11 protein-coding genes are annotated in these 15,039 nt (G+C 73.6%); 4 read left to right on the top strand and 7 right to left on the bottom strand.

Annotated features, from left to right (window positions below; genetic code table 11):
* Positions 1 to 73: 73 nt before the first annotated feature.
* Entirely contained in the window at positions 74 to 1,333 is a 1,260-nt protein-coding gene (locus IF17_RS0127090; RefSeq protein WP_030571064.1) for a lipid II:glycine glycyltransferase FemX, read from the bottom strand.
* 258 nt (positions 1,334 to 1,591) lie between these two features.
* On the opposite strand from IF17_RS0127090, the gene IF17_RS0127095 reads away from it, so the two are divergent.
* Both IF17_RS0127095 and IF17_RS0127100 read left to right on the top strand, forming a co-directional pair.
* Positions 1,592 to 2,794: a L,D-transpeptidase gene (locus IF17_RS0127095; RefSeq protein WP_030571066.1), complete on the top strand. Its 1,203-nt coding sequence runs from the start codon at positions 1,592 to 1,594 to the stop codon at positions 2,792 to 2,794.
* A gap of 181 nt (positions 2,795 to 2,975) precedes the next feature.
* A complete protein-coding gene (locus IF17_RS0127100) occupies positions 2,976 to 3,803 on the top strand; it encodes a class I SAM-dependent methyltransferase (RefSeq protein ID WP_030571067.1) in 828 nt (275 codons plus the stop codon).
* A 42-nt stretch (positions 3,804 to 3,845) separates the two neighbouring features.
* On the opposite strand, the gene IF17_RS0127105 is transcribed toward IF17_RS0127100, so the two are convergent.
* On the bottom strand, positions 3,846 to 5,402 hold the full coding sequence (locus IF17_RS0127105) for a cryptochrome/photolyase family protein (protein WP_030571068.1): 1,557 nt from the start codon (positions 5,400 to 5,402) through the stop codon (positions 3,846 to 3,848).
* 170 nt (positions 5,403 to 5,572) lie between these two features.
* On the opposite strand from IF17_RS0127105, the gene IF17_RS0127110 reads away from it, so the two are divergent.
* Positions 5,573 to 6,748 (top strand): spore photoproduct lyase family protein, encoded by a 1,176-nt coding sequence (locus IF17_RS0127110; protein WP_030571069.1) that lies wholly within the window; start codon positions 5,573 to 5,575, stop codon positions 6,746 to 6,748.
* 56 nt (positions 6,749 to 6,804) lie between these two features.
* On the opposite strand, the gene IF17_RS0127115 is transcribed toward IF17_RS0127110, so the two are convergent.
* From IF17_RS0127115 to IF17_RS0127125, 3 genes are all read right to left on the bottom strand, one after another.
* Positions 6,805 to 7,017: a DUF4287 domain-containing protein gene (locus IF17_RS0127115; protein WP_030571070.1), complete on the bottom strand. Its 213-nt coding sequence runs from the start codon at positions 7,015 to 7,017 to the stop codon at positions 6,805 to 6,807.
* Between the two features lie 142 nt (positions 7,018 to 7,159).
* The gene (locus tag IF17_RS0127120; RefSeq protein ID WP_030571071.1) at positions 7,160 to 8,416 is read right to left on the bottom strand and encodes an MFS transporter; all 1,257 of its coding nucleotides are present in this window, start codon (positions 8,414 to 8,416) and stop codon (positions 7,160 to 7,162) included.
* A 35-nt stretch (positions 8,417 to 8,451) separates the two neighbouring features.
* Positions 8,452 to 9,537, bottom strand: a complete 1,086-nt coding sequence (locus tag IF17_RS0127125) for an alkene reductase (RefSeq protein ID WP_030571072.1) — start codon at positions 9,535 to 9,537, stop codon at positions 8,452 to 8,454.
* Positions 9,538 to 9,718: 181 nt separating this feature from the next.
* Here IF17_RS0127125 and IF17_RS0127130 point away from each other — a divergent pair, with 181 nt between their 5' ends.
* Entirely contained in the window at positions 9,719 to 12,436 is a 2,718-nt protein-coding gene (locus tag IF17_RS0127130) for a helix-turn-helix transcriptional regulator (protein WP_030571073.1), read from the top strand.
* Between the two features lie 93 nt (positions 12,437 to 12,529).
* Here the strand turns inward: IF17_RS0127130 and IF17_RS0127135 are convergent, their stop codons facing one another.
* Both IF17_RS0127135 and IF17_RS0127140 read right to left on the bottom strand, forming a co-directional pair.
* The gene (locus tag IF17_RS0127135) at positions 12,530 to 13,750 is read right to left on the bottom strand and encodes a S8 family peptidase (RefSeq protein ID WP_030571074.1); all 1,221 of its coding nucleotides are present in this window, start codon (positions 13,748 to 13,750) and stop codon (positions 12,530 to 12,532) included.
* A gap of 229 nt (positions 13,751 to 13,979) precedes the next feature.
* Positions 13,980 to 14,966: a D-alanyl-D-alanine carboxypeptidase family protein gene (locus IF17_RS0127140; protein ID WP_030571075.1), complete on the bottom strand. Its 987-nt coding sequence runs from the start codon at positions 14,964 to 14,966 to the stop codon at positions 13,980 to 13,982.
* Positions 14,967 to 15,039 lie beyond the last annotated feature (73 nt).

The raw sequence follows: 15,039 nt of genomic DNA on the forward strand, positions 1-15,039 counted from the left end.
GGCGGTTCTCCCTGGGGGTGGTGGCGGGGGGGGGATCGGTGGCGTGGGCGTTGGCGGTGGTGGGGGCGTTGCTTCAGCGGCGTTTCAAGTACGCCTGGAAGGCACGGTGAAGCGCATGGTTGGCGCTGCCGCCCACGGACCTCTCCCATTCCCCCAGTGTCTCGACGACCTGTCCCCCGGTGCCGAGCTTCCACCGCAGCAATCCGTACGCACGTTCCGCCGGATCGAGAGTGGAGGGTACCCCGCGCATGTCGTAGACGTCCGCGCCGCCCGCGTGGGCGTCCAGCAGCATCCGCCACTGCAACGCGTTGGAGGGCCGGACCTCGCGGCGGTGGTCGGCCGAGGCGCCGGTCTGGTACCAGGTCCGGCGGCCCACCGTGATCATCGTGTGGGCGGCCAGGATCTCGCCCTGGTGACGGGCCAGGTACAGCTTCATCCGGCCCGGTTCCTCGGCGTTGAGCGCGGCGTACTGGCGCTCGTAGTAGGCGAGCGAGCGGCCGAGCCGGAAGCCGTCGCGCCGCTCGGTGAGCGCGAGCAGCCGGCAGAACTCGGGGAGGTCCGCCGCGCTCCCCACCACCACCTCCACGCCCTCCTTCCGGGCCCGTCGGACATTGCGGCGCCACTCCTGGTTGAGCCCGGACCACAGGTCCTCGGTCGTGCGTCCGGCGAGCGGCACCTGGAAGACGTGCCGGGGCTGGGCGTCACCGCCCCCGCCTCCGGTCCCCCCTCCCCCGTCGCCGCCGGCGCCGTCCGTGCCGGTCGCGCGGCCGCAGCGGCCCCAGCCCCGGGCCCGCAGCCGCTCGGCGACGGCGGTGCCGAGCGGGTCCACCTCACTGGCGAGGACGTCGCCCAGGCGGCGGCCCGGGCCGGTGAGCGGCTTGAGCCGGGCGGCGCTCCAGCGCCGGTGGGCGGGTGACGGGCCGATGCGTACGGCGAAGGCGCCGGTGCGGCGCAGGTACTCCAGCAGCGGGGTGAGCCAGGCGTCGAGGTCCGGATCGCTCCAGTCGGCCACGGGGCCTTCGGGGAGGTACGCGAAGTACTTACGGGTGCCGGGGAACTGGCGCAGCAACACCAGCGCCACGCCCGTCAGTTCGCCTGCCTCCGGGTCCGGTCCCCAGCCGAGCAGCTGGGCGCGCCAGCCCTCCTTGACGTCGGCCCAGGACGGGCACTGCAGGAAACCGGCGCCGAGGGCCTCGCCGTGCGGGGAGGCGAGGAACGCGCGGTAGGTCTGAGCGGTGATGGGGCCCAGGACGACGTCCCGGTTCCTGTCGCCATCGCCGTTTCGGCTGGGGTGTGCGGGGCTGGACGACGGCGGCACGAGCAGCGCTGACACGGTCTGGCCTCTCCTTCTCCCCGGCACCTGTCGCGGGGGCGGCTCCCCGGGCCTCTCTCGGGGATGCAGAGGATGCTCACAGCGGTTCATGACCGCTCCGCGCGGCGAATGTGACCGGACCATGACCGTTCCTCACCAGTCGCCGTCACACTGCTCCGTAGCCTCTGACCTTCGGTTTTCCGGCTCTACAGTCACGACATCGCCGATCGAACCGCCCCCGTGGCTGGTGCGGCTCTCGTCGCTCTTCCGGAGGTCCCGTTGTCCCGCATCCGTGTACTCGCTCATGCCCGCGTCCGGGCCACCGTCGTGGCCGCCCTACTGGCGCCGCTCGCCGCCTGCTCGCCGGCCGCCTCCCCCGGCGCCCCGGTCACCGAGGTGACGCCGAGCCCCGACGACCGCCCCGTCACGGTCACCGTCACGCCCGCCGGGGCGAAGGCCCCGGCCGGTGAACCCGTACGGGTCACGGCCACCGGCGGCCGCCTCACCTCGGTGACCGTCACCGACGCCGAGGGCCACCGGCTCGCGGGCCGGGCCGCCGCCGACGGCCGGTCCTGGGTCTCCGACCGCAAGGCCGTACCCGGCACGGCGTACACGGTGAAGGCGGCGACCCGCACCGTAGGCGGCACCGCCAGGAGCACCGAGGCCGGGTTCACCACGGCGCCGGCGGAGAAGGTCAACAAGGTGGACTGGCGACCGGGTACCGGCTCCACCGTCGGCGTCGCCCAGCCGGTCTCGCTGGTCTTCGACCACCCGGTCAAGAACCGGGCCGAGGTCGAGAAGCAGCTCCGGATCACCACCTCGAACGACACCGAGGGCTCCTGGGGCTGGATACGCGACTGGTCGGGCCGGGACCGGGTGGACTGGCGGCCCCGGACGTACTGGAAGCCCGGAACCGAGGTCACGCTGAAGGCCGAGCTGAACGGCACCGACTCGGGACCGGCCGGCGGCTGGTTCGTACGCGACTACACGACGGCCTTCACCATCGGCGACCGCCAGATCGTCGAGGTGGACCTCGACCGCCACCAGCTCTCCCTCGTACGCGACGGGAAGACGGTCCGTCGCATCCCGGTCTCCGGCGGCACACCCGGCGGCGACAAGCGTTCCTGGCGCGGGACCGCCGTCCTCATGGCCAAGGAGGGCACGATCAACATGAACTCCGAGACGGTGGGCCTGGGCAACGCCTACGACAAGATGGTCGACCACTCGATGCGGCTGACCTGGTCGGGCATGTACGCGCACGCCGCCCCGTGGAACGCCCAGCACTTCGGCCGGTCCAACCAGAGCTCCGGGTGCATAGGGATGAGCGACGCGGACGCCGCCTGGTTCTACGCGCAGGTGCGGCCGGGCGACCCGTTCGAGATCACCGGCAAGGACACCAAGGGCGTGGTCGACCCCGGGAACGGCTTCGGCGCGTGGAACCTCTCGTGGGCCGCGTGGCAGCAGCGGAGCGCGCTGCGCTGAGGGGGGCAGCGGGTAGTGCCGACGGTGGCGGTGGCAGGGACGGTGGCGGTGGCGGTGGGCCGATCGGCTCAGGGGCGGCGAGCCTCGCTCGTACGGACAGCGCTCGGTGGAGGATGACCGGGGCTGGCGGCCTTGGGTGCAGGGCTGCCGGCACCGCACCGCCGCGTGGAGAGGCCCAGTCATGAAACCGTCCGAGCCGGTCCGTGACGGCCGCTACGGCGAGACCTTCTTCAGCCCCGAAGCGGCGGGCGAAGGCGAGCGCATCGACTTCGGGGCCCTCGCCTACGACGACATCACCCTGGCGCGGCTGCGGGCGCTCGGGGCCGGTCCGGGGTGGCGCTGCCTCGACGTGGGGGCCGGTACCGGTACGGTCTCCCGCCGGCTGCTGGAGGAGGCGGGGGTGGCGAGCGTGCTCGCCGTGGACCGCGACGTACGGTTCCTCGCTGCGCGGGCCGTTCCGGGGCTGGAGGTGCGGGAGGCCGACATCACGGGCGCCGACTTCGCCCCCGGCCCATTCCAGCTCGTCCACGCGCGGTTCGTGCTGATGCACCTGCCCGAGCACGAACGCCTGATCAGGGCACTGGCCGAACGCGTGGCGCCCGGCGGTGTCCTGGTGCTCAGCGACGCGGTCGATCTGACCAGCGACCGGACGCCCGATACGCCGTACACCTCGGTGATGCGGGCGATGTGGCGGGGGCTGCGGTCCACCATCGGCACCGATGTCTCCTGGGTGCCGTCGTACCCGCACCTGCTGCGCGGGGCGGGGCTCGAACCCGTCGCCGCCGAGATCCACGTGCCGCCGCTCCAGCCGGGCAGCCCCATCAGCCGGTTCTGGGCGGACACCTGGGAGCGCAGCAGGCAGGCGATGGTCGCCACCGGCCTGGTCGACGACGCCGCTGTCGACGCGGCGGTCCGGTACCTGGGGTCGGACGCGTGCGCCGCCCTGTCGGCCGGGATGCTCACAGCGTGGGGCCGGAAGCCCGAAGAGGGCCCAGCCGCCGGGAGCTGATCAGGGGGCGCTGAGCTTCGGGCCCTGAGCATCGGGCGCTGATCAGGGGGGCGCGTCGCCCCGCTCCGCCGTCGTGTCGAGGAGTTCCCGCAGGTCCCCCAGCCGGTCCAGGCCCTTCACCGCGCGGGCCGTGCGGTGGTTGGCGGCGAGGCGGGTGCGGTGGCGGTGGAGGAAGGACCAGTAGCCGGCGGTGTACGGGCAGGCCTCCTCGCCGGTGCGGTGGTCGGGGCGGTAGGCGCAGGGGGCGCAGAAGTCGCTCATCTTCTTGATGTACGCGCCGCCCGAGGTGTACGGCTTGGTCGTCATCATGCCGCCGTCGGCGTACTGGGACATGCCGACCACGTTCGGGAGCATCACCCAGTCGTAGCCGTCCACGAAGCAGCGGTGGAACCAGTCGGTGACGGCCGCCGGGTCCCAGCCGTCCTGGAGGGCGCGGCTGCCGAGCACCATCAGGCGGGGGATGTGGTGGGTCCAGCCGGTGTCCCGTACCTGGGCGAGGACCGTGGACAGGCAGTTCGCGGTGACCGCGTCGGCGTCCAGGTCGAGGAACCAGTCCGGCAGCGGGGTGGTGTGGCGCAGGGCGTTGCGGTGGCGGTAGTCCTCGCCGAAGTGCCAGTACAGGTGCCAGACGTACTCGCGCCAGCCCGCGATCTGCCGGACGAAGCCCTCGACGCTGTTGAGGGGCGCGTCGCCCGAGCGGTACGCCTGCTCGGCCGGCTCCACACACTCGGCCGGGTCCAGGAGGCCGAGGTTCAGGGGTACGGAGAGGAGGCTGTGGCTCATCACCGGGTCGGCCGCCAGCATCGCGTCCTCGTGGCGGCCGAAGCCGGCCAGGCGGTGGGCGACGAAGTGGCGGAGTGCGGTACGGGCCTCGCGCCGGGTGGCGGGGAAGCTCCTCGGGCCGTCCCGGCCGACGAAGGAGACGTCGCCGTCGCGCTCCCAGCGGTCGAGGTCGCGGCGGACCTCGTCGTCGATGTCGTCCTCGCTCGGCCGCCAGGGGCCCCGGACGTCGAGGGTGTCCTGTCCCCGGGGCGGGGGTTCGCGGTTGTCGTGGTCCAGGTTCCACCGTCCGCCGGCCGGGTGGTCGCCGTCCATCAGCAGATCGTGCCGCTCGCGCACCCAGTGGTAGAAGCCCTCCAGCCGGAGGGGCTGGGGCTGCCCGCCGCCCTTCTCCCCCTTCCCGCTCCCCTTCCCCTTGTTCCGTCCCGCCCACTCCGCGAAGTCGTCGTGGCTCACCAGGAACCCCTTCGCGGGGAGGATCTCGACGCCCTCCAGGCCGCCCACGAAGTCCAGCGCCCGGCGGGAGGTGGGGTGGCGGACGGTCAGGGGGCTCGATGCCCGGCGTCCGCGTACCTTCTCCAGGCCCTCCGCGTACGTCTCGGCCCGGACATAGGTGACCCGGTCGCCCAGCTCGGCTGCGCGGTGCCGCATCGCCGAGAGGACCAGGTGCGCCTTCGCCCGGTGGAAGCGGCGCCGGCGCAGCACCGATCGCGCCTCGATCATGACCACCGGGGCCTTGTCGTCCGGGCCACCGTGGCGCGGGTCGAGGAAGTGCGGGCCCAGCTGGTCCCCGAACAGCCAGTGGGGGCGTGGTGCCATGGGAGGGGCCGCCTCTCGCGTCCGGTGTCCGGCCCCGTCGATCCCGGCAGCCTCCGTCGATGCTGGCAGTCACCACCCGCATGCGTACGGCGACACTCCGTTGCGTACGCGACACTCCGTCCCGGGTCCCTCGCGCCGTTCCGCCCGGCCACCGCCGTAGGGTCGAGGCCGTGAACCGGCGCCCCGAACAGCCCGAACAGCCTGAACAGCAGGCGCTCTTCGGCTGGGAGGACACCGTTCCCGCCGATCCGCCGGACCGTGGCGGCGGGTTCCGGGACAGTCCGCGGGCCCGGCGGATGCTGAACGTACGGGAGGTCTACGCGGAGCCCGCCGCGCTCGCCTCCCCGCGCGGTCGGCAGATCCTGGCGCGGCTGCCGGGCGTCCCCGTCACCGAGGTGGCCGGGCACTGGCGTATCCCCTCCCTCCACGGCAACGACGGCAACATCGCCCGCTGGACCCGGATCAAGTCGGAGACCCTGGTCCTGGGCGTCCGGCAGTCCCTCACCACCCGGCCCAACGGCAGGTCGGCCGACTGGATCGCGCCCGGTGCCTCCAACGGCTGCGCCATGGCATGCGCGTACTGCTACGTCCCGCGCCGCAAGGGGTACGCCAACCCGATCACCCTGTTCACCAACATCGAGGCGATCACCGCCCACGTACGACGGCATGTACGGGCCCAGGGGCCCAAGCGGGAGCCCAATCAGTGCGACCCGCACGCCTGGGTGTACGACATCGGCGAGAACGGCGACTGCTCCGTCGACGCCCTGATCTGCGACAACACGGCCGACCTCATCGCCGCGTTCCGCGAACTGCCCACCGCCAAGGCCTCGTTCGCCACCAAGTTCGTCAATCCCGATCTGCTCGCGCTCGATCCGCGAGGCCGCACCCGGGTGCGCTTCTCGGTGATGCCCGCGGACGACTCCCGCCTGCTGGACCTCCGTACCAGCCCGGTCGCGGAGCGCATCGCGGCCGCCGCCGACTTCCTGGACGCGGGGTACGAGGTCCACTTCAACCTCTCGCCCGTGGTGCTGCGGCCCGGCTGGCAGCGGGACTGGGCCGAGCTGCTGGACCAGCTGGACGATGTCCTGCCCGGCCGGGTGAAGGCGCAGGCAGCCGCCGAGATCATCATGCTGACCCACAACCAGCAGCTCCACGAGGTCAACCTGGGCTGGCACCCGCGGGCGGAGGAGGTCCTGTGGCAGCCGGCCGCGCAGGAGACGAAGCGCTCGGAGAACGGCGCCCTCAACGTCCGCTACGCCCGCGACATCAAGCGCGACGCCCTCGCCCGGCTGCGGGAGCTGATCGCGGAGCACGCGCCGTGGCTGCGCGTCCGGTACGCCTTCTGAAGCCTGGCCGGACACGCCCTAGCGGTGTCTACCGGGCCTACCGCGGCCTACCGCGCCTACCGGGCCTTGTCCTCGGCGAGGGTGTGGGCGACCAGGGCGTTGGCGTGGCCGTGGCCCAGGGCGTGCTCGGTCTTGAGCCAGGTGACCAGTTCGCCGTGCTTGGTGAGCGGGGAGGAGCGGATCAGGTCCTTCCACTCGGCGACCGGGCGGCCGTACTTCTTCTCGATCGAGGGGAAGTAGCTGGCAGGGCCCTTCACGGCGTCGGTCATGGGGTGTCCCGTCTGTCGAGTCGAGTCGAGTCGAGTCGGAGGATGCGAGGGTGGTGTCGTTGCTGCTGTGCTGTCCTTCCTTATGACGGGTGGCGGGCCGCGAAGTCATCGGAGCGAACCGGATCCGGCCGTGTGGTCCGCGTCACAGGTCCTGGAGCAGCGAGACGACCGCCGGGCCGAAAGCCGCGCCGAGCAGGTAGCAGAGGTTGAACAGGCCGATGGCCGCCGGTCGTTCCTCGTCGGGCACGGCCTGGGTGGAGTGGACCGCGAAGACGCCCTGTCCGGAGGCGGCCGCGATCGAGGCGAGAGCCTGTGCGACGAGCAGCAGAACCGCGACGGCGCTCACCGACGCCAGCACCACCCCGGCGACGCTCAGGGCGACCAGGGCGATGACGACCGGCCGCCGGCCCACCTTCGCCGAGAGGGCGACCACCACCCAGGAGAGCGCACCGCCCAGCACCAGCGGCCACACCATCGCCACGCCGATCCCGCCGCTCGACCACGCGGTGTGGTCCGCCAGGGCGTCCGGCACCGCGAACATCAGCCCGAAGTTGACCGCCGCCAGCAGGAACGCCAGCGCCGACGAGATCAGGAAGACGGGGCTGCGTACCACCGCCGCCGGTACGAACCCCTGCGGCCTGCGCCGCAGATGCCGCACGAGCGCGGCGATCGCCAGTACGGAGAGGAGCCCGGCGACCGGCGGGTGGTGCGGGACGAGGACCAGAGCCGTGACCACGGCGGTGAGCAGGACCGCGCCGAGCCCGTCGAAGGCGGCGGTCGAGGCGGGGCGGGTGGAGACCCGTCCGATGACGACGAGCAGGCCGATCAGGCTCAGCGCGGGCAGGGCGAGCGTGGCCTGCCAGGTCAGCGCGTCGTTGACCAGCGACCCGGCCAGCGGCGCGGTGGAGCCGACCACCGCGAGCGAGGCGGTGACGAAGCCCATCGAGCGGGCGGAGTCCGTCAGGCTCATCGCGATGGAGGTCAGACCGGCGGTGCCGAGCGCCTGGAGCGCGCAGCCGGTGATGACGGCCGGCAGCACCGGCACGGTGAGCACCAGGAGCGCGCCGAGCAGGACCAGCGTCCCGCACGCGCCGAGCGCGGCCCGGGCTCCGCGGTGCCGCAGCAGGCCGGCCATAAGGGGGGTGCCCACCGCGATGCCCCAGCCGAAGGCGGTCACGCCCCAGGTGACGGTTCCGGTGGTGGTGGAGAGGTCCCGGGCGATGTCGTCCAGGACCAGCGCGGGCCCGGCGATGCCGAACGAGAGGGGGCCGGCCATCAGCCCCAGCCAGGGGGTGGGGATGCGCGGGGCGCCGGGCCCGGGCGGGTCCGCGTCGGCGTAGGTGCCCGCGTCCGCGTCCGCCGGACGCACGGGGCCCCGGCCTGCGGGGGATTCACTCATCGGTCCTCCAGAGGTGAGGGACGGCCCGGCCCGGGTCAGGCGGACAGCGTCGGGTAGTCGGTGTAGCCGCGGTGGTCGCCGCCGAAGTACGTGGACGGGTCCGGCCGGTTGAACGGGCCGCCGGACCGGATGCGGCGGGGCAGGTCCGGGTTGGCGAGCCAGAGGGAGGCCAGGCTGACGGCGTCGGCGAGGCCGTCCCGCAGGACGTCCCGCGCGGCCTCGGGGGTCACCGAGGGCTCCGTACCCGTCCGGTGCGGGTTGAGGATGAGCGTGCCCGGCCACGCGGACCGGATCAGCTCGGAGACCTCGCGGTGGCCGAACTCCATGATGTGGACGTACGCGAGCCCGTACGGCGCCAGGGTGCGGATCAGCGCGCCGTACAGCTCGGCCGGGTCGCTCTCGCTGACGCCCTCGCTGGTGGACCCGGGGGAGATCCGGATGCCCACGCGCTCGGGCCCGATCGCGTCGGCGACGGCCCGCACCACCTCGTCGGCGAACCGCACCCGGTTCTCCACCGAACCGCCGTAGGCATCGGTGCGGTGGTTGGAGCCGTCGGCGAGGAACTGCTGGATCAGATAGCCGTTGGCCCCGTGCAGCTCCACCCCGTCGAACCCGGCGTCCATCGCGTACCGGGCGGCGGAGACGAAGTCCGCCACGGCCCACCCGATGTCCTCCAGGGTCATCTCGCGCGGCACGGGGTGGTCGACCATGCCGTGGGGGGTGTACATCTGCCCGCCGGTGGCGATCGCCGAGGGCCCGACCGGGAGGGCGCCGTCCGGGTAGAGGCTGGGGTGGCCGACCCGGCCGGAGTGCATCAGCTGGACGAAGATCCGGCCGCCCGCGGCGTGCACCGCGTCGGTCACGCCCCGCCAGGCCGCCGCCTGCTCCGCGGAGTGCAGACCGGGGGTGTCGATGTAGCCCTGGCCGATGACGCTCGGCTGGGTGCCCTCGGTGATGATCAGCCCGGCCGTGGCGCGCTGGGCGTAATACTCGGCGGTGAGCGCGTTCACCGAGCGGTCGACGGAGCGGCTGCGGGTCATCGGCGCCATCACCAGGCGGTTCGGCAGGGTCATCTTGCCGACCCGCAGCGGCGTGAACAGCTCGTCCATGGTCTTCTCCATCAGGTCGCGATCATCAGCGGATGTCCTGATCACGACGGTAGGAGCGGCGCTCTCGCCGGGAATCCGTAGTCTCTACTGGTCCGGGTACGTAGGCACGGGTGAGCGGCGCGGGACGGTACACCGACGGCATGCGGCGCGGGACGGTACACCGACGGGGGCATGCAGGGGGGGCGGGACATCGGTGCTGTACGGGCGGTCGGCGGAACAGGAGCGGCTGGCACGGCTGTTGGCGGAGGCGCGTGCCGGACGCAGCGGTGCTCTCCTGCTGCGCGGCGAGGCGGGGATCGGCAAGACGGCCCTGCTCGACTGGCTGGCCGGGAGGGCTGCCGCCCAGGCCCACGGGGACGCCAGGAGCGACGGCCGTGAGGTGCGCGTCCTTCGGGTCACCGGGGTCGAGCCGGAGGCGGATCTGGCCTTCGGCGGCCTCGTACAACTGCTGTGGCCGGTGCAGGACCGCCTGAACGCGCTGCCCGCACCGCAGGCCGCCGCGTTGCGGGCGGTCCTCGGCACCGGGCGGGAGCAGCGCGGCCCCGACCGCTTCCTCACCGGGCTCGCGGTGCTCACGGTCCTGGCGGATCTCGCCGAGGACGGCCCCCTTCTCTGTCTGGTCGATGACGCCCAGTGGCTGGACCGGGCCACGGCCGAGGCCCTGCTCTTCGCCGCCCGCCGGCTGGCCGCCGAGGGCGTGGCGATGGTGCTGGCCGGCCGGGAGGACGACGGATTCACGGCCCCCGGGATACCCGAACTGGCCTTGCCCCGCCTGGACTTCGAGGACTCCTCACGCCTGCTGGCCGACCGGGGCCGGGCGCCCGCGCTGCACTCCCAGATCATCACCGAGTCGGCGGGGAACCCGCTGGCCCTCATCGAGTTCGACGCCGCGCGGAGTGACCAGCCCCACCAGCACGCTCCCCTGCCGGTCGCGGACCGCGTGTCCTCCGCCTTTCGGGCCCGGATCGGCGGGCTCCCGGAGCGCACCCGCCTGATGATGCTCATCGCGGCGGCCGAGGGGCGGGGCGATCTGCCGCTGCTGCTTCGGGCGTCGGAGCTGCTGGGCGTGGATCTCGGCGATCTGGCGGAGGCCGAGCGGACGGGCCTGATGTACGTCATGGGCGGCGCCGTGACGTTCCGGCATCCGCTGATCGCCTCGGCGACGTACCAGGGCGCGGTGCTCGCCCGCCGGATCGCCGTGCACCGGGCCCTGGCCGAGGCCGCCACGGACCCCGACTGCCGCGCCCGGCATCTGCTGGCGGTGTCCACCGGGCCCGACCAGGAGGCGGCCCTGGAGCTGGCGGCGGCGGCCGGACGCGCCCGGGGCCGTACGGCGTACGCGGCGGCCTCCGGCCTGTTCGGCCAGGCCGCCCGGCTCACCACCGACCCCCGGCAGCGGACCTCCTGGCTGGCCGAAGCGGCCGCGCTGGCGCTCGCCGCGGGCCACGCCGCCCAGGCGGACCGACTCGCACAGGAAGCAGGCGAGTTGGCGGACGGGCTGGCGGACGACCCGGCCGCCGGGGCCCGGGTCGCCTCGGTGCGCGCGGCGGTCGCCTTCGAGCTGGGCGACCGGAGCGAGGCGGCCCACGGCCTGCTGGCCCGCCTTGGGAACGCCGCCCCGAACACCGCCCCGCCGGAGGCGTCCGGCCTGCTCCGTACCGCCGCCGCCTACGGCTGGCTGGCCGGTGACGCGGACGCGGTACGCACCGCCGCCGCCCGGCTCGAGACGGCCGCGAGCGCCGCCGACCCCCTGGTCGAGGGCCTGGAGCGGCTCTGCGAGGACGACGCCGAGCACGGACTGCCGCTGCTCACCCGCTTCCTGGAGGGACGGCCCGATACCACCGGCCCCCGCGACGCCGACGAGGAGCAGGCCGTCCGGATGCTCGCGCTCACCTGCGGCCTGCTCCTCGGCGACGACGAGGCGGCCCACGCCCTGGCATCGGCGGAGGTACGCCGCTGCCGCTCGCAGGCGCTGATCGGTCAACTCCCTTACGCACTCGACGTCCTGGCGCAGACGCACCTCCTGGCGGGACACCACCGGGACGCCGAGGCCGCGGTGACGGAGGCCGAGGAGATCGCCCGGGACACCGGGATGCACCGGCGCCTGGTCCGCCTCGGCGCGGTGCGCGCGCGGATGGCCGCCATCGAGGGCGACGCGCGGCGCGTGCGCGAACTCGCCGACGCCACGCCCCCCGCGCTGCGCACCGGCGTGGACTGCGCCCTCGTCCTGCTCGACCTGGGCCTCGGCGACTTCGGCTCGGCGCTCAGCCGGCTGGATCCACCGCCGCCGGGCCCGGACCGGTACACCTGGCTGTCCCTCTCCACCGCGGCCGACCGGATCGAGGCGGCGGTGCGGCTCGGGCAGCCGGAACGCGCCGAGGAGGCGCTGCGCCACTGCGAGAGCTGGGCGCGGGCCACCACGGCCCCCTGGGCACAGGCGGTGGCTCTCAGGTGCCGGGCGCTCATCGACGACCGGCCGGAGCCGTACGCGCAAGCGCTGCACCTGCACGAGAAGGGGGGCCGGCCCTTCGAGCGCGCCCGCACCGAGCTCCTGTACGGGGAGTGGCTGCGCCGCGCCCGGCGGCCCAACGAGGCCCGGGAAGTGCTGCGTTCGGCCCTGGCCACCTTCGAGCGGCTGCGGGCGGAGCCCTGGCTGCGGCGGACCGCCGCCGAGCTGCGGGCCTCCGGTGAGCGCCGGGTGGCCGCGCGGGTGCCGGCGGAGAAGCCGATCGACCGGCTGACCCCGCAGGAGCTCCAGGTGGTGCGGCTCGCCAGGGGCGGCAGCAGCAGCCGGGAGATCGCCGCGCAGCTGTTCCTCAGCCGGCGCACGGTCGAGCACCACCTCTACAAGGCGTACCCGAAGCTGGGTGTGGGCTCACGGCGGGAACTCGCACGTCTCGACCTGGGCTGAACCGGGAACGCCATACGGCCGTGGCCGGTCCGGGGATCAACTCCCGTACCGACCACGGCCTTGGCGCAATGCGCTACCGCCCCGCCACCACTGCTACGGGATGAGCCGGAGCAGCTTGTTCGGCGAGCCGGACCCGATGCCGGTGAGGACGTTGTTCGTCGCACCGTTCACCAGGGCGGCGCCCACGGCGGCCGGGGAGGCGCCGGGGTGGTTCGTCAGGTAGACCGCGGCCGCCCCGGCGACGTGCGGCGCCGCGAAGGAGGTGCCGTTGCCCGTGTAGGTGGCGGTGTCCGACGTGGCCCACCCGGCCGTGATGTCGGAGCCGGGCGCGAAGAGGTCCACGCGGGGGCCGTAGTTGGAGTAGCTCGCCCGTGCGTCGGTCCGGGTCGTGGCGCCGACGGTGAGGGCGGTGTCCACCCGGGCGGGCGAGTAGTTGGACGCGAGGGCGTTGGAATTGCCGGCCGCGATCGCGTACGTCACCCCGGCCGCGATCGACCGGCGTACCGCGTCGTCCAGGGTGGTGCTGGCCCCGCCGCCGAGCGAGACGTTGGCGACGGAGGAGGAGGTGCGGTTGGCGGTGATCCAGTCGACGCCCGCGATGACCCCGGCGGTGGTGCCGGAGCCGCTGTTGTTGAGAACGCGTACGGCGACGATCTTCGCCTTCTTGGCCACGCCGTAGGTGGTTCCGGCGGCGGTCGTGGCGACGTGCGTGCCGTGGCCGTTGCCGTCCTGGGCGGTGGCGTCGTTGTCGACGAAGTCCCAGCCGTACGAGGCCCGGCCCGCGATGTCCTGGTGGGTGATGCGGACACCGGTGTCCAGGACGAAGACGGTGGTGTTGCCGCCGCCGGAGTCCGGGTAGGTGAACGTGCCGTTCAGCGGCAGGTTCGGCTGGTCGATCCGGTCGAGGCCCCAGGGTGCGTTGGTCTGGGTGGCGGTCGAGTGGACCTGTCGGTCCTGCTCGACCGAGGCGACCGCCGGGTCGGCGGCGAGCCGCTTGGCCTCGGTGCTGCTGAGCTTCGCGGCGTAGCCGTTCAGCGCGGAGGTGTAGGTGCGCGTGATGTGCCCGCCGTAGCCCGCTATCAGCTTCTTGCCCTGCGCCGCGGAGGCGCCGAACCCGGCCGTCTCCTTCAGCGTGACGATGTAGCTCCCGGGGACCGTGCCCGCTGCCCCGGCGTGCAGGACTCTGCCCTCGGGCGCGGGGGCGGGGGCCGCCTGCGCCGGTAAGGCCGCTCCGGCTCCGACGGCGAGCGCCAGTGTCGTGGCCGCGGCGATCGCTCCGGCGATCCTTCGCTTGGTGGTGCGCACTGCTGCCATGAAGAAGTCTCCTCGAACGGTGGCGCGCCAGGGGTTCACGCGCCGGGGGGATGCGGCGTACGGGGTTTCGTCCGCCGCATCCGACGATGGCGGGGTGCGTTCGGGCGGGGCAAGGACGCCCCGGGAGATGTCATGACCGCGCCACATACGTGATTGCGCGTCAACTCCCCTTACACACAAGGCAATACGGCCGTCGCGTGCTGTGCATGAACGGCACGCTGGGGCCCCCTCAGGCACGCGCGGAGCGGCCCACCGCGTCCGGCAGCGTGGCGCGGATCTCGGTGATCAGGGCGCGGCTGGCCTCGTGGGCGGCCGTGCTGCCCTCGGTCGGGGTGGTGCCCGCGCGCTGGTGCAGGACGACCCCGAGGATCAGGCGCGGCGTACCGGCGATCTCCTGCGTCGCCGCCCACACCAGGTTGCCGCCCGCCGGGGTGGACGAGCCGGTCTTCAGGCCGATGACCCCGTTCCGGCCCAGCAGCTTGTTGGTGTTGCGGAACGTCACCCCGGCTCCGGGGGCCTCGACCGTGCGGGTGGCCACGATCTCGCGGAAGGCCGGGTCCTTCATCACGGCGCGGGCCAGAAGGAGTTGGTCGGCCGAGGTGCTCCGCGTGCTGGTCTCCATACCGCTCACCCCGGTGTACGTGGTGCGCCCCATTCCGAGGGCGCCGGCTGCCTCGTTCATCTTCGCCACGAACGCCTTCTCGCCGCCCGCGTCCCAACGGGCCAGCAGGCGGGCGATGTTGTTGCCCGACGGCACCATCATCAGTTCCAGGAGGCGACGTTGGGTGTAGGTGCGGCCGGCGAGGACCGGGGCGGTCGTCTCGACGGAGGAGTACGACTCGTTCGCCGCCTGCTCGTCGGCGGTGATGGCCGCGCCGGGCGCACCCGCTCGCATGGGGTGGTCCTTGAGGATCACGTACGCCGTCATGACCTTGGTGACGCTGGCGATCGGGACCGGCCGCTGCTCGCCCCGGGTGCCGAGGCCGCCGATCCCCTCGACCTCCACGCTCGCCTGGCCCTCGGCGGGCCACGGCAGGTGCAGCGACCTGGCCACGGCCGCGACACCGGGCCCGGAACCCGCGGCGGGGGCGCCGCCCGGGCCGGTCAGGGGGCCGCCGTCCAGCGCGTACCAGGTGCCCATCCCGGTGGCGAGCGCCAGGGCGGCGGAGAGCGGGACGACGAGGGAGCGGCGGGCAGCAGCACGAAAGTCGGTCATGGAGCACCTCCGGGAGAACGCGTGCGATTCCCGCACGGATCTCACCTTCGCGGGGCCCCTCTTCCGGTCCGGT

The sequence above is a fragment of the Streptomyces cyaneofuscatus genome (assembly GCF_000718135.1).
GTDB lineage: Bacteria > Actinomycetota > Actinomycetes > Streptomycetales > Streptomycetaceae > Streptomyces > Streptomyces cyaneofuscatus.